Origin of the sequence: Mycobacterium sp. 236(2023) (assembly GCF_029623955.1) — a bacterium.
GTDB lineage: Bacteria > Actinomycetota > Actinomycetes > Mycobacteriales > Mycobacteriaceae > Mycobacterium.
Window position 1 is genome coordinate 1,393,439 of the sequence record NZ_JARSBP010000002.1, and the last position, 18,189, is coordinate 1,411,627.

Annotated in this window: 15 protein-coding genes; 9 read left to right on the top strand and 6 right to left on the bottom strand. The window is 68.1% G+C overall.

Annotated elements, in window-relative coordinates; translation table 11 throughout:
• Positions 1-118 precede the first annotated feature (118 nt).
• The 4 genes from P9A17_RS09190 to P9A17_RS09205 all read left to right on the top strand — a co-directional run bounded on the left by P9A17_RS09190 (position 119) and on the right by P9A17_RS09205 (position 5,660).
• Positions 119-1,780: a DAK2 domain-containing protein gene (locus P9A17_RS09190; protein ID WP_278038229.1), complete on the top strand. Its 1,662-nt coding sequence runs from the start codon at positions 119-121 to the stop codon at positions 1,778-1,780.
• A gap of 1 nt (position 1,781) precedes the next feature.
• Positions 1,782-4,049 (top strand): ATP-dependent DNA helicase RecG, encoded by a 2,268-nt coding sequence (gene recG / locus P9A17_RS09195; protein WP_278038230.1) that lies wholly within the window; start codon positions 1,782-1,784, stop codon positions 4,047-4,049.
• Positions 4,046-4,753, top strand: coding sequence for an HNH endonuclease family protein (locus tag P9A17_RS09200; RefSeq protein WP_278038231.1), 708 nt, complete (start codon positions 4,046-4,048; stop codon positions 4,751-4,753). Before recG ends, P9A17_RS09200 begins: the two co-directional genes overlap by 4 nt.
• A gap of 379 nt (positions 4,754-5,132) precedes the next feature.
• Positions 5,133-5,660, top strand: a complete 528-nt coding sequence (locus P9A17_RS09205; RefSeq protein WP_278038232.1) for a hypothetical protein — start codon at positions 5,133-5,135, stop codon at positions 5,658-5,660.
• A 10-nt stretch (positions 5,661-5,670) separates the two neighbouring features.
• Here P9A17_RS09205 and P9A17_RS09210 read toward each other — a convergent pair whose 3' ends face one another.
• The 5 genes from P9A17_RS09210 to P9A17_RS09230 form a co-directional block, all read right to left on the bottom strand.
• Positions 5,671-6,870 (bottom strand): Dyp-type peroxidase, encoded by a 1,200-nt coding sequence (locus P9A17_RS09210; protein WP_278038233.1) that lies wholly within the window; start codon positions 6,868-6,870, stop codon positions 5,671-5,673.
• The gene (locus P9A17_RS09215; RefSeq protein ID WP_278038234.1) at positions 6,863-7,369 is read right to left on the bottom strand and encodes a copper chaperone PCu(A)C; all 507 of its coding nucleotides are present in this window, start codon (positions 7,367-7,369) and stop codon (positions 6,863-6,865) included. Before P9A17_RS09215 ends, P9A17_RS09210 begins: the two co-directional genes overlap by 8 nt.
• Complete coding sequence (locus P9A17_RS09220; RefSeq protein WP_278038235.1) at positions 7,362-8,792, bottom strand: PepSY domain-containing protein; 1,431 nt, start codon at positions 8,790-8,792, stop codon at positions 7,362-7,364. The genes P9A17_RS09215 and P9A17_RS09220 overlap by 8 nt, the downstream gene beginning before the upstream one ends.
• A gap of 127 nt (positions 8,793-8,919) precedes the next feature.
• Positions 8,920-9,459 (bottom strand): hypothetical protein, encoded by a 540-nt coding sequence (locus tag P9A17_RS09225; RefSeq protein ID WP_278038236.1) that lies wholly within the window; start codon positions 9,457-9,459, stop codon positions 8,920-8,922.
• A 49-nt stretch (positions 9,460-9,508) separates the two neighbouring features.
• Positions 9,509-10,348, bottom strand: a complete 840-nt coding sequence (locus tag P9A17_RS09230) for an aldo/keto reductase (RefSeq protein WP_278038237.1) — start codon at positions 10,346-10,348, stop codon at positions 9,509-9,511.
• Between the two features lie 168 nt (positions 10,349-10,516).
• On the opposite strand from P9A17_RS09230, the gene P9A17_RS09235 reads away from it, so the two are divergent.
• From P9A17_RS09235 to rsmD, 5 genes are all read left to right on the top strand, one after another.
• A complete protein-coding gene (locus P9A17_RS09235) occupies positions 10,517-11,578 on the top strand; it encodes an alpha/beta hydrolase (RefSeq protein ID WP_278038238.1) in 1,062 nt (353 codons plus the stop codon).
• Between the two features lie 32 nt (positions 11,579-11,610).
• On the top strand, positions 11,611-12,384 hold the full coding sequence (locus tag P9A17_RS09240; RefSeq protein ID WP_278038239.1) for a DsbA family protein: 774 nt from the start codon (positions 11,611-11,613) through the stop codon (positions 12,382-12,384).
• Complete coding sequence (locus P9A17_RS09245; RefSeq protein ID WP_278038240.1) at positions 12,381-13,019, top strand: vitamin K epoxide reductase family protein; 639 nt, start codon at positions 12,381-12,383, stop codon at positions 13,017-13,019. Before P9A17_RS09240 ends, P9A17_RS09245 begins: the two co-directional genes overlap by 4 nt.
• A gap of 89 nt (positions 13,020-13,108) precedes the next feature.
• Positions 13,109-16,534, top strand: coding sequence for a pyruvate carboxylase (locus tag P9A17_RS09250; RefSeq protein WP_278038672.1), 3,426 nt, complete (start codon positions 13,109-13,111; stop codon positions 16,532-16,534).
• A complete protein-coding gene (gene rsmD, locus P9A17_RS09255) occupies positions 16,531-17,100 on the top strand; it encodes a 16S rRNA (guanine(966)-N(2))-methyltransferase RsmD (RefSeq protein WP_278038673.1) in 570 nt (189 codons plus the stop codon). Before P9A17_RS09250 ends, rsmD begins: the two co-directional genes overlap by 4 nt.
• Here rsmD and P9A17_RS09260 read toward each other — a convergent pair.
• The gene (locus P9A17_RS09260; RefSeq protein ID WP_278038241.1) at positions 17,090-18,175 is read right to left on the bottom strand and encodes a LuxR C-terminal-related transcriptional regulator; all 1,086 of its coding nucleotides are present in this window, start codon (positions 18,173-18,175) and stop codon (positions 17,090-17,092) included. The two genes, rsmD and P9A17_RS09260, sit on opposite strands and share 11 nt — an antisense overlap.
• Positions 18,176-18,189: the final 14 nt, after the last annotated feature.

Below are 18,189 nucleotides of genomic sequence, written 5' to 3' on the forward strand. Positions count from 1 at the left end.
CGCTGCGATCACAAAAACGCGGTGAATCGAGCTGTCCACAGGCGCGTGGCCAGGGTCTTCGGTGGTGTCCGCGGCACTGACTAGGCTGACGCCGACGGCGGCAGCATTGGGAGGTGGAATGGCGGCTCGGCGGCTGGATGCCTCCACCTTGCGGCGCTGGGCGCACACCGCGGTCGCCGATTTGATCAGCCACACCGAAGAGATCAACCAGCTGAACGTGTTTCCGGTCGCCGACGCCGACACGGGCACGAACATGCTGTTCACGATGCGCGCGGCGTGGGCACAGGCCGATGCGGACCCGGCCGTCGACGACGTCACCGCGGTGGCGTCGGCACTGGCCGAGGGTGCGCTGCGCGGCGCGCGCGGCAACTCCGGGGTGATCCTGTCGCAGATCCTGCGGGCGATCGCCGAGGTCACGGCGGCCGCCGCCGACGACCGCGGAGGCGTCCTGCGCGACATCAGCGGACCGTTGTGGAGCACCTCGCTGCGGCACGCCGTGACGCTGGTGGTGGCGTCCATGGGCGAGGCGGTCCCGGGCACCATCGTGTCCGTCTTGCACGACGCCGCGGCCGCCGCCGAGGATGCTGTGTCCGAGCAGGCCGATCTCGTGGCGGTCGTCGCGGCGAGCACGCAGGCGGCCGCGGCGGCGCTCGACCTGACTCCGACTCAACTCGACGTATTGGCCGACGCCGGTGTCGTCGATGCGGGAGGGCGCGGTCTGCTCGTCCTGCTCGACGCGTTGAGCGCCGTACTGACGGGCCACTCAGCACGGCGCGCCGTCTATCGGGCGGCCGCCCGCGTCGCGCCGGTCGCGGCGACCTCCGCAGCATCTCCAGCGACCACGACATCCCCGCGGTTTGAAGTCATGTACCTGCTCGACGACTGTGAGGCCGACAACATCGAGCGGCTGCGCGCCCGCCTCGACGATCTGGGGGACTCCATCGCCATCGCGGCGTCGGGCTTCGGGGACGCGGGCGCGGGCCGGTACTCGGTTCACGTGCACGCCGACGACGCGGGCGCGGCGGTCGAGGCGGGCCTGGCTGTGGGCACGTTGAGCCGCATCCAGATCACGTCACTGAGCGGGGGTGCCGACCGTCATCCCGTCGGCAGCTGGAGCCGGGAACGTGCGGTGCTGGCGGTCGTCGACGGTGACGGCGCGGACGAACTGTTCACCGGCGAGGGAGCCGAGACGCTGCGCCCGTCCAGCGATGTGCCGGTCAGCGCGCAGCAACTGCTACACGCCCTGGTCAACACCGGCGCCGCGCAGGTGATGGTGCTGCCCAACGGCTACGTCGCCGCCGAGGAGATCGTGGCCGGCTGCGCTGTCGCCTCCGACTGGGGCATCGACATGGTGCCGGTTCCGACGGGGTCGATGGTGCAGGGCCTGGCCGCGCTTGCCGTCCACGACCCGGAGCGTCGCCTCGTCGACGACGGCTACACGATGGCCAGAGCAGCCGCAGGGGCCCGGTTCGGATCGGTGCGGGTCGCCGCCGAGGAGGCCCTCACGTGGGCGGGCACATGCAAACCCGGCGACGGGCTCGGGGTCGCCGGTGACGAGGTGGTCATCGTCGGCGACGACATCGCCACCGCGGCAGCGGGACTGATCGACCTGCTCCTCGCGGCGGGCGGCGAGCTGGTCACCGTGCTCACCGGTGATGGAGTCGGCCCCGAAGTCGGTGCGGCCCTTGCCGACCACGTCCACAGCACTCACCCCGGGACGGACATGGTCACGTTCCACACCGGCCACCGGATCGATGCGCTGCTGATCGGGGTGGAGTGAGATGGCCAAGCTCAGTGACGGTTTGGACTTCGTACTCGGGAAGAAGGCGGCCGACCCGCTCGAGGAGCATCTCGGTCTTCGCACCGTCGACGATCTGGTGCGCTACTTCCCGCGCAAGTACAGCGACGCGATGGCGGTGCGCGGCGAGGGCGAGGAGATCGATCTCGAAGTGGGTGAACACGTCACGTTCGTCGACACCATCGCCGCCGTCGAGCTCAAACGCGTCAGGAACCAGCCCTCGCGGGAGTTCATGGTCGTCACGCTGCGCGATCGCCGGCCGAAGGTGACTGCGACGTTCTTCAATCCCAAGTGGCTCAAGAACGCCCTCGTCGAAGGTGCGGAGGTGATGCTGTCGGGGGAGGTCGGCTACTTCCGTGGCGTCATGCAGCTGACCCACCCGGCGTTCATGGTGCTCAATGCCAAGGGCGGCAGGACCATCGGCACCAAGTCACTGACGAAGATCGCCGACGCCAGCGCGGCCACGGGCGATGATCTGCTCGCCGAGTTCGAGAAGGCGTTCTTCCCGATCTACGCCGCCACCGCGAAGGTGCAGACCTGGGACATCTACGCCTGTGTGCGGCAGGCGCTGGCGGTACTCGACCCGGTTCCCGAGCCGCTTCCGGATCAATTTGTGCGCGAGCACAATCTGATGGGCGAGGACGAGGCACTGCGCGCCGTCCACCTCAGTGACAACGAGGCAGACCGCACCCGGGCCATCGAGCGGCTCACGTTCGACGAGGCCATCGGCCTGCAGTGGGGACTGGTGACGCGCAGGAACAGTGAGCTCGGCGCCTCCGGTCCCCCCGGTGCGCTCCGGGCCGGCGGGTTGAGGACGGCGATGACGGCGCAGCTGCCGTTCGAACTGACGGCCGGGCAGGACGAGGTGCTCGGCGTCATCTCGGCCGAATTGGGGCTGCCCCGGCCGATGAACAGGATGCTGCAGGGCGAGGTCGGGTCCGGCAAGACCGTGGTCTCGTTGCTGGCGATGCTGCAGATGATCGACGCCGGGTATCAGTGCGCCCTGCTCGCGCCGACGGAAGTCCTTGCCGCACAACATGCGTTGTCGATGCGGGCGATGCTCGGACCGCTGGCCGGCGCCGGGGAACTCGGCGGCGCCGAGAACGCGACGAGGGTCGCGCTGCTGACGGGATCGATGACGGCGCAGCAGAAGCGCGATGTGCGCAGGGAGATCTCGTCGGGTCAAGCGGGCATCGTGATCGGCACCCACGCGCTGCTGCAGGACGCCGTGGAGTTCGACAACCTGGGCATGGTCGTCGTGGACGAGCAGCACCGGTTCGGCGTCGAGCAGCGTGATCGGTTGCGCGCCAAGGCCCCTGCGGGAATCACGCCACACCTGCTCGTGATGACGGCGACGCCGATCCCCAGGACGGTGGCGCTGACCTATTACGGCGATCTGGAGACCTCGACGCTGCGGGAGCTTCCCCGGGGCAGGCAACCCATCGTCACGAACACCATCTTCGAGACGCAGAAGCCGGCGTGGCTCGAGCGTGCCTGGGCGCGCGTCGCGGAGGAGGTCGCCGCCGGACGGCAGGCCTATGTCGTCGCGTCGCGGATCGACGAGGACGACAAACCTGCCGACGAGGCAACGAAGGGCGCCAAGAAGTCCAAGAAGGCGGCGAAGGGGGAGACGCTCGACAAGGGGCCACCACCCGTCACCGTCATCGACCTTCTCGCCCGGCTCGAGCGTGGCCCGTTGAAGGGGTTGCGGCTGGGGCTGATGCACGGGCGGCTCTCCGGGGATGAGAAGGAAGCGGTGATGGCCGCGTTCCGCGCCGGTGAGATCGATGTGCTGGTCTGCACGACGGTCATCGAGGTGGGAGTCGACGTGCCCAATGCCACCGTCATGGTGGTGATGGACGGTGATCGCTTCGGAATCAGCCAACTGCACCAGCTGCGCGGCCGGATCGGCCGCGGCGAGCACCCCAGCCTGTGCCTTCTGGTCACCAAGTTGCCCGAATCCTCCAAGGCGGGCCAGCGACTCAACGCGGTCGCGGCCACCCAGGACGGTTTCGCGCTCGCCGACCTCGATCTCGCCGAGCGCAGCGAGGGTGATGTGCTGGGCTTCCACCAGTCCGGGCGGGCGATCACGTTGCAGTTCCTCTCACTCGCTCACCACCTCGACATCATCCTGACGGCAAAGGCGTTGTGCGAGAACGTCTACGAGGCCGATCCGCTCGATGCGGGGATGGCTGCGCTGTCGGCGCCGTTCGTCGACGCCGACAAAGTGCAGTTCCTGGACATGTCGTGAGGCGCAAGCAGACGTTGTGGCTGGCGGTCGCGGTGGTGCTGGCGGTCCTCGTCGCCTATCAGGTGAGCGTGACGTCGGAAGGCCCGTCGCATTACGTCGCCGACGCCGACATCCCGACGGTCGCGCCCGGTGCCGACGTGCTGTCCGGCATCGTCGAGGTGCCTGAGCGGATCCGTGGAAATGACTATCGCAGAGCAGCTTTCGGCGAGTCGTGGTCCGACGACACGACGGCGCCTGGCGGACACAACGGCTGTGACACCCGCAATGACATCCTCGACCGGGACCTGATCGACAAGACCTATGTGGCGATCTCGCGGTGCCCCACAGCCGTGGCCACCGGGGTGCTGCTCGATCCCTACACCAACGCGACCGTGCCGTTCACCCGCGGCAACCAGACCGGCGCCTCGGTGCAGATCGACCACCTCGTACCGCTCGCTTTGGCGTGGGACCTCGGCGCGCGTGACTGGACCGCCGACATGCGGGAACGGTTCGCCAACGATCCCGCCAATCTGCTTGCCGTCGCCGGAGGGGCGAACCAGGACAAGGGGGACAAACAGCCGTCGCTGTGGATGCCACCGAACGCGGCGTTCCACTGCCAGTACGCGGTCCAGTTCGTCGAGGTCCTTCGCGGTTACGCGCTGCCTGTCGACGCGGCATCCGCCCCGGTTCTGCGTGATGCGGCGCGCACCTGCCCCGTCGCCTGACAGGCGTGCCGATCGGCAATATTGACGTACGCAGCTAATTACGGAACATAAATTTAAGTTTGATCTGGGCTGTATGCGTGTAACTATGACTGTGTTGACGTTGCAGGCAGCAAACCTCTGGGGCGCGTTCGGGGCGCCCCTGGGGAGTCGAAGATGCCGAGGTCGGCACAGCGATTAGAGCGCCGCCGCGACGTGAATTGTTTTCCGGTGTGCGCCGGGGTCGCGGCAGGTCTGCCCGGCTCCGGCGCAACGGATATTGACGGGTTCAGCTAATCGACATCGCGGCGACTCCCTGCGTAATGACCTCTCTACGTGTCACTATGGCGACGCAGAGCTACCTGCGGCAAATCTGGACAACCTCGCGGATGGGGAGTGGTTGATGACGGTCATCGCAAGAGTCCTGATAAGGGCTGCTGTGGGTGCGGCTTTCGCGGGCATCCTTGCCGCAGGCGCTGCCGCGCCCGCGTCGGCGCAGCCGGGCGCCCCCACCGGTCCCGACGACCCACGGTGCATCACCATGCCGACGGATCCGGTGTGTCACGGCGGTCCCTATGCGCCGCCGGCTCCACCCGCTTCACCCGGCCCGCCGACGGGCCCGCTGGACCCGAGCTGCATGTCCAATCCCGCCGATGCGGCCTGCGTCGGCAGCCCCTATGTGCCGACTCCGCCGCCGCCACCGCCGCCACCCGTGGCGCCGCCGCCTCCGGTCGCGCCGCCGATTGCTCCGCCACCGGTCGCTCCGCCACCGATCATCACGCCGCCGCCCGTGATGGCCCCGCCCGTCATCGCGCCGCCGCCCGTCATGGCCCCGCCGGTGATGGCGCCGCCACCGGTCATGCCGACCATCTCGACACCGTCGATCTCACCGACGATGTCGGGCGGCGCGGGCATGCCCGGCATCCTGTGACGGCGGTCCCTCACTCCAGCAGAGACTGACCGAGATACCCGCCGTCGGGCACGCCAGGCAGGATCGCGAAGATCGCTGAGCCGATCGTCGTGATCCAGAGGTTCAGCGCGTCGGCGTCGGCCAGCCGTTGCTGTACCGGCACGAACTGCCTCGCCGGATCACGTTGGTATGCGGCGAAAATCAGTCCGGCGTCGGTGGTTCCGTCGATCGGCGGGTCGTCGTAGTTGTATGCGCGCCGCAGAAACCGCTCGCCGTCTCCACGGTGACGGGCCAGCGCCACATGGGAATTCGGCGGGATGACCGGGATGCCGTTCTCTGTGGCCGCGAGATCGGGTTCGTCGAACTCCTGCGTGCCCGTCAACGGAGCGCCGCTGTCGAGCCGGCGGCCCACGGTCAGTTCCTTACTGGTCCGGTCGAGTTCGTCCCACGTGTCCAACTCGGCGCGCACCCGGCGGACCACCAGGATCGTCCCGCCGCGGAACCACGGCTGCTGCGATCCGTCGTCCCACACGTTCCGGTCGAGTTCCGCGGTGTCGCGCAGGTTCGCGGTGCCGTCGACCTGCCCCATCAGGTTCCGCATCGTCGCACCGGAGGCGTCGGCCCCTCGCGCGGTACGGAACCCACTCTGCCGCCACCGTTGGCGGGCCAACGTCCGAACGTTCTTCAGCAGAACCCTTGCCGTATGCGAGACGGCGGACGGGTCGTCGGCGCAGATCTGCAGCAGCACATCGCCACCGCACCATCGCGGTTCAAGTCGGTCGGTGCCGAACGCGGGAAGCTCGGCCGCCGCATCGGGGCGACGGCGTGGCAGCCCGATGGCATCGAAGGTGCGGGGGCTGATGCCCACGGTGACGGTCAGCCGTGCGGGCCGGTGCGCCAGTTCCGGTTCGGTGTCGGCCACCGCGGCTCGGCCCTGGGTGAGTCTCGCCGCATCGGCGCTCCACAGTTTGAGAATCGCTGTCAGCGTGTCGCGAACCCCACGGCCGGCGCTGGGCGTCAGGTCCAACGCGACGAACAACGCGTGCGCCTGTGCGGCGGTGCTGACTCCGGCTTGGTGCGGTCCGTGAAACGGCTCGGTGTCCGTGCCGAATCCCCGTGGCGGTGTGGCTGATTCAGCGGTGGCGCACTTGGTCAGTGTTGCTGTGGCCGCCAAGGCGGCACCTCCGGTGAAGAGGTGCCGCCGGTTGACGGTCCAGCGTCGCTCAGCCATGGCCGTGGGCGCTGGGGGAGTACTCCTCGTTGCCTCCGGCGAAGTCACGGACCTGGGCGGTGACCGACATCGTCGACCCGTCCTCGAAGGCGACGGTCACCTCGACATCGGCGCCCGGCCGCAGCGGCTCCGTGAGATCCATCAGCATCAGGTGGTCACCGCCGGGGGTCAGTTCGTGGGTGCCGCCCGGCGGGATCGTGACACCTCCCTCCTTGGGGCGCATCGTGTTCGTCCCGCCGGCACCCGGCGCAATCTCGTGCACTTCTCCGCGCTCCGCTGCGGGCGACTCCGCGCCGACGATCTGAACGTCATGGTCACCGGTGTTGGTCAGGGTGCCGAACACTGCCGTCATCCCGGAATCCGCTGCGCTGGCCCACGGACTGTCGAACGTCGTGGAAGAAGCCATCGTGACCGGTTCCGTAGGCTCCGGCGTGGAGCAACCGGGAAGCAACGCCGCGGCAAGTGCGATGACGAGTGCGCCGATCTTCTTGTCAGACATCGGCGTTCGCCTTGTTTCGCTTGATCGCTCCGATGATGACGTCGATCGCGATGAACGCGGCGAGGCTTACCCCGAGCAGCGGCAGGAACCAGCCGACCGCCACAGTCGCAACGACGACACCACCGATCGCGACCGGGTGAAGCCGCCTGACACCGCCCCTGACCGGAGGCCGTCCGACCGCCCAGCGCGAGCCGCGTGTCGGCCTGCGCTGCCACCACATCAGGTAGCCGCGGCTGATCACCGTCACCAGCCCGACGGCGATGCCGAGCAGCACCAGCTGATTGAGCAGACCGAACAGGAAGCCCATATGGCCCCGGATGCCCCAGTCGGCGAGCTTGGCGATCAGCGAATAGTCACGCCAGTAGTCGATCTCACTGGTCACCCGGAACCCGGCGGGATCGACCGACGCGGAGTTCGTCGTCCACCGGTACGGTTTGTCGATCTCGGCCACGGTGATGCCCTCACCGTGTTCGACGGGCATCGTCAGCTCGACGGGAAGGTGCACGCCTGCCGCGGCGGCGGAGTCCAGGACAGCGGAGAAGTCCACCGTCGACGGGTCGAGTGTTGCGTGTTCGGCCGATGTCCCACCGTGGCCGGCGTGCTCGCCACCGGAGGGCAGTTCCGTATCCAACTGGGGGCGTTGCCAGTTCAGCGCCGTCCTGATGTCGGTCACGTGAGCTCCGGCGTAGGTTGACCACGTGATCCCGGTGGCGGACAGGAACAGCAGCCCGGCGAGAAGCCAAACGCCCGTCGCCCCATGCCAATTCAGCGTTCGGGACCGCCCCGACACGGTGCGATCCACCGTCAGGACCCGCGCCTTGCGGCCGCGTCGGCGGTCCCCGGCTGTCTTGACCAGCCACAGGTACAGTCCACCGAGCGCCACCACCCACAGCCATGACGCCGCGAGCTCGCTGTAGATGCGGCCCGGCTCACCGAGGTTGAGGTGGCGGTGGAACCCGTCGAGCCAGGTGCTCAACGGCAGATAACCCAACCAGGTCGCCTCCTCACCCAGGACGCGCCCGGAGTACGGGTCGACGAAGACCGCGCGCAACAGTTCCTCGTCGAGATCCGGGTCGGTGAAATAGATGCGGGTGGACTCGTCCGGTGCGGCGGCCGGGCGCATGCCCGTGACGGTCAGGCCGGGGTGTGCCGACTGAGCCGCGGCGACCTGGTCGCGCAACGGCACCGGCCGCTCCGCGGGCTCGACGGTCAACACGTCGCGGTAGACGAACTTTTCGAGCGTCGGTGCCATGGCGTACAGGCCGCCGGTGATGGCGGCGACGACGAGGAAGGGCGCCACGAGAATGCCGGCGTAGAAGTGCAGCCGGACGATGAAGGCGCGCCAACGATGTCGTGGAATCGCCTGTGGTGGTTCGGGAGTGCGGGTAGGAGTGGGGTCGAGAGTGTCATCGGGGATGGTCATGGGTTGGGGCTTTCACGTCGAAGCGTCGCGCAGGGGCCATCAGCACGCACGGGTGCGACGGCAGTGCCCGGCCACCGCGGCGGTACGCCGTGGCTCGGGTGACAGGTGCTTGAGGTGGAGCAGGCCGTCAGGCGGCCGCGACTGCTGACGGGGGAGCGCGCATCCCCAGACCGGTGGCCAGAACCGGCCGAACCGCAACGACTTTCGTGACACGGCGTCTGACGCGAATGGCCGGGCGGGTGCTGGACTGGGCGAACAGCCGCAGCCAGCACAGCACCGATGCGCAGACGACATAGAGATATTCGGCGGCAGAGATCGCCGCACCGAGAATCAGCGCCGCTCCGGCGTGCGCCGCGATCATCGACGGTCCGAGGCCCATGTCGAACCCGCCGTGATGGTGGCCGGTGACCGTCAGCGCAGCGTGTCCGAGGAACTGGGCCGAGGCCAAGGCGGAGGTGATCGCGGCCCATCGCGCGGCGTGGCCCTCGAGGTGCACGCTGCCCGCCAGGGCCCCTACGGTCGCGCACAAGAGCAGCGTCAACACCAGCGCGCTGCCGTGGGGCAGACCGCCGCCCGCGGCGGCGTGTGCGCCGACGGTCAGGACAGCCGAAGACAGCCCGACCAGGGCACCGCGCGCCCATCGGGCACGCGTCTTCGGCGAACGCATGCGCGCACTGTACCGCGCGGCTACTACATGGCCTAGTAGAGCGGCGGGCTTAGGTGCCTGTGTAGGTCTCGGGATCGGGACGGAAACGGGTGCCGTCGTTGAGGCCGTTGAGGGTCGCCATCTGGTCGTCGGTGAGCTCGAAGCCGAACACGTCGATGTTCGACGCGATCCGCTCCGGCGACGACGAACGCGGAATGACGATGTTGCCGAGCTGCAGGCTCCAACGGATGAGCACCTGAGCCGGCGTCTTGCCATGCGACTCGGCGACCTCGGTGACCGCGGAATTCCCGAGCAGACTGCCGACGCCGAGCGGGCCGTAGGCCTCGGTGGCGATGCCGTGCCCGGCGTTGACCGCGCGCAGTTCGGCCTGATTCAGCAGCGGATGAAGCTCGATCTGGTTGACCGCCGGGGTGAAGAACGACAATCCGATCAGGTCGTCGAGATGATGCTCGTGGAAGTTGCAGACGCCGATCGACCGGGCGTCACCGAGTTCCTTGGACTTCATCATGCCGCCCCAGCTGTCCACGAACCGGTCCGCGCTGCCCGCCGGCCAATGGATCAGGTACAGGTCGACATAGTCGAGTCCGAGGCGCTCGAGGCTGGCCTTGAGCGCGTCCCGCGAACCCCCGAAACCCTGGTCCTCGGTGGCGAGCTTCGTCGTGACGAACAGCTCGTCACGGGGCACACCGGAGGCGGCGATCGCGCGGCCCACGGCCGCCTCGTTGCCGTATGCCGCCGCCGTGTCGATCAGCCGGTATCCGGCCGACAGCGCAGCCAGCACCGACTGCTCGGTCTCTGCGTCCGACAACTCACCCACACCGAGGCCCAGAACCGGCATGGTGTTGTCGTCGTTCAGTGTGACGGTGGGGATTGATTCCGCCGACGTCATGTCACCTTCTTTTCTGAAGTGGAATGCTCGCGACGACTATATTGCCGTCGGCTGTGTCTCCCTAATACCGGCCGCCGAGCCGTGACGGCGTTCGCCACGCCGTAGGCTGGCGCCGAATTCGCGGCAGACACCACGAACAGAGGCTGACCACGAGAAGGAGCAGTGACAGTGAGTACCGCCGAGAAAGTCGCCACCAAGGCCGCCGGCGTCACGTTGCGTGGCCTGCCCCACATTCCGGAGTCCTTCAAACGGCTCATGCTGGGCGGCCGGTCGATCACCGTGGACGGCAACACACTCGACACCACGTTGCAGCTGATGCTGGCCGGCCAGCGCGCGCTCGGCCTCGACGGGCTCGTCGGTGACGACGACGTCGTCACCGCACGCGCCCAGCTGGAGCTCCTCGCCGGCACCTATAAACAGCACATCCCGGTGGCCTCGGTGGCCGATCTCACGGTGCCCGGCGGTGCCGGTCCGAGAAAGGCACGCCACTACGGCACGGACGTCCCCGACGCCCCGCTGCTCGTCTTCTTCCACGGCGGCGGTCACGCGATGGGCAGCATCGAGACCCACGACGACCTGTGTCGGGAGGTCTGCCGGAGCGCCCAGGTCCACGTTCTGTCGGTCGACTACCGGCTCGCCCCCGAGCACAAGGCGCCCGCAGGTGCCGACGATGCCTACGCCGCGTACCTCTGGGCCGTCGAACACGCCGCCGAGCTCGGTGCCGACGCCTCCCGCATCGCGGTGGGCGGGGACAGCGCCGGCGGCAACCTGACGGCGCTGGTGACTCAGCGGGCCCGCGATGAGAACGCGCCGCAGCCCGCGCTGCAGGTCCTCATCTACCCGGGCACCAACGCTGCCGCGCAAACCCGGTCGATGACCCTGTTCTCCAACGGGTTCTTCCTCACCCGGCACGACATCGAGTGGTTCAAGGCCACTCACCTCGACGGCACCGGGATCGAGACCACTGATCCGCGGGTGTCGCCACTGCTGGCCGACGATCTGTCGGGGCTGGCGCCCGCGCTGGTCATCACCGCGGGCTTCGATCCGCTGCGTGACGAGGGCAAGCAGTATGCGGAGGCCCTGCGCGTCGCGGGAACAGCCGTCGACTACCGCGAATACGGGACCGTGGTGCACGGATTCGCCAACTTCTTCGCCCTCGGTGGCGACAGCGCCACCGCGACCGCCGACTTCATCTCGGCCATCCGCGCTCATCTGACCCGCGCCGGCTAAAGCCCCGCGGTATCGCCGGTACTCTGTGACCCGTGGCCACCAAACCCAAGAAGAACGCGCGGTACGACCTGAAGGCAGCGGACCGTAAACGCAATCTGCTCGTCCAGATCGGTCTGACCGCCGTCGTCGTCATCTTCGCGGTCACCTTGGTGCTGTACATCGTGCTGTCGGCCGACGACAAGCCCACCGCGGGCGAGGACCGGGCGATCCGGGTCGAGTCGGCAAGCCTGATCAAGAAGGAAGGCACCGACGAGCCCAAGGCCGTTGTGAGCATGTACGAGGACTTCTTGTGCCCGCACTGCGGAGCCTTCGAGCAGCAGTTCGGCCCCACGATCAACAAACTCGTCGACGCGGGCGCGATCGCCGCGGACTACTACATGGTCGCCATCCTCGACCGTCCGCAGAACCAGAATTACCCGGCGCGTGCGGGTGCGGCGGCCTACTGCGTCGCCGACGAGTCGACGGACGCGTTCCGCCGCTTTCACGCCGCGCTGTACGCCCAGCAGCCCAGTGAGACGGGCTCGGCGTACCCGGACAACGCGCGCCTCGTCGAGACCGCCCGCCAGTCCGGTGCCGCCGGCGGCGTCCCCGACTGCATCAACAACGGCACCTATGTCGACCTCGTCGGCGGCCTCGCCGGGGCGACCGGCATCCAGTCGACTCCCACGGTCAAGATCAACGGCGAGGACTACCAATACAGCACGCCGGAAGCGCTGGTCGCCAAGATCAAGGAGATCGTCGGCGACGTTCCCGGACTCGAAGCCGCTCCGCCGGCACCTGCCCCGCAGCCGGCGCCCGCGTCATGACCGTGACCGCGACCAGTTCAGCCGAGCACACCGACGGTGCGGGCGCGGATGAGCCGACGGGGGTCGCGGTTCCACGGAGCAGCGCGCTGTGGGTGCTGATCGCCGGTGTCGTCGGCCTGGCGTCGGCACTGACGTTGACGATCGAGAAGATCGAGCTGCTGATCAACCCCGACTACATCCCGTCGTGCAGCATCAACCCGGTCCTGTCCTGCGGGTCGGTGATGATCACGCCGCAGGCCTCGCTGTTCGGTTTTCCGAACCCGCTCATCGGGATCGTGGCTTTCGCCGTCGTCACGGTCACCGGCGTCCTGGCGCTGGCCAAGGTCAACCTACCGCGGTGGTACTGGGCGGGCCTGGCCGTCGGCACGCTTCTGGGCACCGTCTTCGTGCACTGGCTGATCTTCCAGAGCCTGTACCGCATCGGAGCGCTCTGCCCGTACTGCATGGTCGTGTGGGCGGTGACGATTCCGCTACTCGTGGTCGCCACGTCGATCGCCGTCGCGCCCCAGCGCAGCGGCAACGCGGTCGTCCGGGCGCTCCACACGTGGCGCTGGTCGCTGGTGACGTTGTGGTTCACCGGCGTCGTGCTGCTGATCCTCGAACGATTCTGGAACTACTGGTCGACCCTGATCTGACGCCGGACATCTGCTGCGTTCTGTTCACACCCAGCGGTCTGCCTCTGTGAGATTGACCTGCATGGTTAAGGTGAACTGTGGCTGGTCGAATTACGAAGGTTCTTGTCGCCAACCGTGGTGAAATCGCGATCCGCGCGTTCCGCGCGGCCTATGAGATGGGCATCGCGACGGTGGCGGTGTACCCGCACGAGGACCGCAATTCGCTGCATCGTCTGAAGGCTGACGAGTCCTATCAGATCGGGGACGTCGGCCATCCGGTCCGGGCATACCTGTCGGTCGACGAGATCATGCGGGTCGCGTTGGAGGCGGGCTGCGACGCGGTCTACCCGGGTTACGGCTTCCTGTCGGAGAATCCGGAGTTGGCCTCGGCGTGCGCAGCGGCGGGCATCACGTTCGTCGGGCCGAGTTCCCATGTGCTGGAGCTGACGGGCAACAAGGCCCGCGCGATCGCGGCGGCTCGCTCGGCCGGGTTGCCGGTGCTGGCCTCGTCGGAGCCGTCGTCCTCGGTCGCCGATCTCGTCGCGGCCGCCGAGTCGATGGAGTTCCCGCTGTTCGTCAAGGCCGTCTCCGGCGGCGGTGGACGCGGTATGCGACGGGTCGCCGAGCGTGGCGCGCTGGCCGAGGCGATCGAAGCTGCCAGCCGGGAAGCGGAGTCGGCGTTCGGTGACGCCACGGTGTATCTCGAGCAGGCGGTGCTCAACCCGCGCCACATCGAGGTGCAGATCCTCGCCGATGCCGACGGCAACGTCATGCACCTGTTCGAGCGGGACTGCAGTGTGCAGCGACGTCATCAGAAGGTCATCGAGCTGGCGCCGGCCCCGAACCTGCCGGAAGAGTTGCGCCAGAAAATCTGTTCTGACGCAGTGGCTTTCGCTCGCGAGATCGACTACACGTGTGCGGGCACCGTGGAATTCCTGCTCGACGAGCGCGGTCATCACGTCTTCATCGAGTGCAACCCGCGTATCCAGGTGGAGCACACCGTCACCGAGGAGATCACCGATGTCGACTTGGTGGCCAGCCAGCTGCGGATCGCGTCGGGGGAGACGCTGGCCGAACTGGGCCTGAGCCAGGACGATCTCGTCATCCGCGGCGCGGCGATGCAGTGCCGGATCACCACTGAGGACCCGGCCAACGGCTTCCGGCCCGACACCGGGCGGATCACGGCCTACCGGTCACCGGGCGGCGCGGGGATCCGGCTGGACGGCGGCGCGGTGCTGGGTGCCGAGATCGGCGCGCACTTCGACTCGATGCTGGTCAAATTGACATGCCGCGGAAGAGATTTCGCCACAGCCGTCAAGCGTGCCCATCGCGCGCTCGCCGAGTTCCGGGTACGTGGCGTGTCGACGAACATCCCGTTCCTGCAGGCCGTCATCGACGACCCGGACTTCCGGGCGGGCCGGGTCACCACGTCGTTCATCGACGAGCGACCCGAGCTGCTCACCTCGCACACCCCCGCCGACCGCGGCACCAAGATCCTCAACTACCTCGCCGACGTCACGGTGAACCATCCGCACGGTGAGCGCGCGGCCACGGTGTACCCGCAGGACAAGCTGCCCCAGGTCGATCTGAACTCGATGCCGCCGCGGGGCAGCAAGCATCTGCTCTCCGAAGTCGGACCCGAGGCGTTCGCGCGGTGGATGCGCGAATCCAAGTCGGTCGGCGTCACCGATACGACGTTCCGCGATGCGCACCAGTCGTTGCTGGCCACCCGGATCCGCACGTCGGGTCTGTTGATGGTGGCGCCCTACATCGCGCGGATGACGCCGCAATTGCTGTCAATCGAATGCTGGGGCGGAGCAACGTATGACGTCGCGCTGCGGTTCCTCAAGGAGGATCCGTGGGAGCGGCTGGCCGCGTTGCGCGAAGCGGTGCCCAACATCTGTCTGCAGATGCTGCTGCGCGGGCGCAACACGGTCGGTTACACGCCGTATCCGGAGTCGGTGACCCACGCGTTCGTCCAGGAGGCGACGGCAACCGGCATCGACATCTACCGAATCTTCGACGCGCTCAACAACGTCGACTCGATGCGTCCGGCGATCGACGCCGTGCGCGAGACCGGCACGGCGGTGGCCGAAGTCGCGATGTCCTACACCGGTGATCTGTCCAACCCGGACGAGAACCTCTACACGCTCGACTACTACCTCAAGCTGGCCGAGCAGATCGTCGACGCCGGCGCGCATGTGCTCGGCATCAAGGACATGGCGGGTCTGCTGCGCCCGCAGGCGGCAGACATTCTGGTGCGGGCGCTGCGCAGCCGCTTCGATCTTCCGGTCCACGTGCACACCCACGACACCCCGGGCGGGCAGCTGGCGACGTACCTCGCGGCGTGGCAGGCCGGCGCGAGTGCGGTCGACGGTGCGTCGTCGCCGCTGGCCGGGACCACGAGTCAGCCCGCGCTGTCCTCGATCGTGGCGGCGACCGCGCACACCGAATACGACACCGGGCTGTCGCTGTCGGCGGTGTGCGATCTGGAGCCGTTCTGGGAGGCGCTGCGAAAGGTCTACGCGCCCTTCGACGTTGCTGCAGCAGGACCGACGACCCCGACGGGCCGCGTCTATCACCACGAGATCCCGGGCGGGCAGTTGTCGAACCTCCGGCAGCAGGCGATCGCGCTGGGACTTGGGGATCGGTTCGAGGAGATCGAGGCGAGTTACGCTGCGGCGGACCGGATCCTGGGCCGTTTGGTGAAGGTGACGCCGTCGTCGAAGGTGGTCGGCGATCTGGCGCTGGCGCTGGTCGGTGCGGGAGCGTCGGCCGACGAATTCGCGGCCGACCCTGAGCGGTACGACATCCCGGACTCGGTGATCGGGTTCCTGCGCGGGGAACTCGGAGACCCACCCGGCGGCTGGCCGGAGCCGCTGCGCACCAAGGCGCTGGCCGGTCGAGCGCCTGCCAAGCCGCAGGCCGATGTCAGCGCCGAGGACGAGCAGGTGCTCGGTGAGGCGGGACCGCAGCGGCAGGCCACGCTGAACAGGCTGTTGTTTCCTGGTCCCACCAAAGAATTCGAGGCCCATCGCGAGCTCTACGGCGATACGTCGACGCTGTCGGCCAATCAGTTCTTCTACGGGCTGCGCCACGGCGAAGAACACCGCGTGCAACTCGAAAAGGGCGTGGAACTGCTCATCGGCCTCGAGGCGATCTCCGATCCCGACGAACGCGGCATGCGCACCGTCATGTGCATCCTCAACGGGCAGCTGCGCCCCGTCGTGGTCCGCGACCGCAGCGTCGCCAGCGAGGTACCGGCTGCCGAGAAAGCCGATCGCAACAACGCCGACCATGTGGCCGCTCCGTTCGCGGGTGTGGTCACCGTCAGCGTGTCCGAAGGCGATACGGTCGAAACCGGCCAGACGATCGCGACCATCGAGGCGATGAAGATGGAGGCCGCGATCACCGCGCCGAAGGGCGGCACCGTCGGTCGCGTCGCCGTGGCGGCCACCGCGCAGGTCGAAGGCGGGGACCTGCTCGTCGTGATCGGTTCGGCTGGTGCAGGCGACGCGTCAGGGGAGCCGACCTGACCCGAATCGTCGCCGGTTCCTTCGGCGGCCGCCGGATTGTGGTGCCGCAGCAGAAATCTGGGCGGGGCACTCGGCCGACGACCGATCGGGTGCGCGAAGCCCTTTTCAATCTGTTGTCCGCGCGGATCGACTTCGCGGGTATCAGCGTGCTCGATCTGTACGCAGGGTCCGGGGCGCTCGGTCTGGAGTCGTTGTCGCGCGGGGCCGCGTCCGCGCTGTTCGTGGAGTCCGATGCGCGGGCCGCCGCGGTGATCGAGCAGAACATTGCGACGCTCGGGGCGCGAGGGGCGTCGGTGCGCCGCGGCAGCGTCTCGACGGTGCTGGCCTCGGGTGCGACGCGACCGGTGGATCTTGTGCTCGCGGATCCGCCGTACGAGGTCGGTGACGACCAGGTCGCCGACGTCGTGGCAACGCTCGTCAGCGCCGGCTGGACAGCGCCGGGCACTGTCGCCGTCGTCGAACGGCCGGCATCGGGTCGCGAGATCGCTTGGCCGGACGGCTGGTCGGTGTGGAAGCCCCGCAAGTACGGGGACACCAGGATCGAGCTGGCCTCGGTCAGCGATTGATCGAGAGCAGGAGACGGACCAGTTCGGACTGGCGATGTGTTTCCGTTTTCGCGAAGACATGTTGCAGATGGGTTTTGACCGTTGCCAGCGACACCGACAGGTCGTCGGCGATGGCGCGCAGTCCGTGTCCACGCAGCACGTGGGTCGCCACCAGGGCCTCGCTGTACGTGAGCTCGTACAGTCTGCGCAGCATGGCGATGGTCGGCTCGGGAATCCGTTCGGGATCGATGACCACCACCACCGCGCACGCCGTGGCGTCACGGGTGGACGGCAGGACGTGCACCACGTAGGGCCGTAACCCCGACGGGCGCGGACAGAGCAGCGAATCACCGCTGCGCACGGTGTCACCGGCGCCGCCCAGCGCCGCGGCGATGCTGCGTGCCAGCCGCCGTGCCGCAACCGGATCCGAGGCCGAGATCGAACCTGAGCGCAGCGTGATTCCGTCGGCGTCGCGCACCATCTGCTCGGCCGGCTGATTCATCTGCTGCACAACGGCATTGGCGCCGATGGCAACGACGCCGTAGCCGACGGTGTCGATCGCCAGGGTCAAGGCGTCGCGGCTGAGGGAGTGCTTGCGCAGGGAACGTTCGGTGCGCAGCGCCTGCTGCAGGTGCGGGATGAACAGGTCGAGCAACGCCGCCCGCTCCGCGGTGTCGAACTCCTCACGCGTGCGGTCTCCGGCGACGAGGAAGCTGGTGGTGTGCGCTGCCCCCGACAGCCGGACGAACAGACCGTCATTGAGGTTGTTCGGCCGCATCCAATCGGCATCGAATTCAGACCGCGGCTGCAGGGCGATCAACTCTCGGCCGCCCTGGACGAGCCCGACGGGGCTGCGCTCGACCGCCGACAAGACGTAGTCGATGTTGCGGTAGTAGCCCACGTAGGCGGTGGCCGCTTCGTCGGAGAGGTTGGCGCTCTTGACGATCCGATCGGTGCCGTCGGTTTCGATCATCGCGGCGGTCAGGCCGCCGAATACCGAACGAATCTCAGCCATGGCGCAGGCCCAGGTGTCGGATGCGGCTGCCGCGCCGTAGACGCCGGACACCATGCGCGAGAAATCCTCGATCGCCACCATCACAGGTACCCCCC

Coding starts and splice junctions, on each gene's coding strand:
- P9A17_RS09260 (WP_278038241.1), bottom strand. CDS start 18,175: ATGGTGGCGATCGAGGATTTCTCGCGCATGGTGTCCGGCGTCTACGGC.
- recG (WP_278038230.1), top strand. CDS start 1,782: ATGGCCAAGCTCAGTGACGGTTTGGACTTCGTACTCGGGAAGAAGGCG.
- P9A17_RS09210 (WP_278038233.1), bottom strand. CDS start 6,870: ATGGCTGAGCGACGCTGGACCGTCAACCGGCGGCACCTCTTCACCGGA.
- P9A17_RS09190 (WP_278038229.1), top strand. CDS start 119: ATGGCGGCTCGGCGGCTGGATGCCTCCACCTTGCGGCGCTGGGCGCAC.
- P9A17_RS09230 (WP_278038237.1), bottom strand. CDS start 10,348: ATGACGTCGGCGGAATCAATCCCCACCGTCACACTGAACGACGACAAC.
- P9A17_RS09220 (WP_278038235.1), bottom strand. CDS start 8,792: ATGACCATCCCCGATGACACTCTCGACCCCACTCCTACCCGCACTCCC.
- P9A17_RS09205 (WP_278038232.1), top strand. CDS start 5,133: ATGACGGTCATCGCAAGAGTCCTGATAAGGGCTGCTGTGGGTGCGGCT.
- P9A17_RS09215 (WP_278038234.1), bottom strand. CDS start 7,369: ATGTCTGACAAGAAGATCGGCGCACTCGTCATCGCACTTGCCGCGGCG.
- P9A17_RS09225 (WP_278038236.1), bottom strand. CDS start 9,459: ATGCGTTCGCCGAAGACGCGTGCCCGATGGGCGCGCGGTGCCCTGGTC.
- P9A17_RS09245 (WP_278038240.1), top strand. CDS start 12,381: ATGACCGTGACCGCGACCAGTTCAGCCGAGCACACCGACGGTGCGGGC.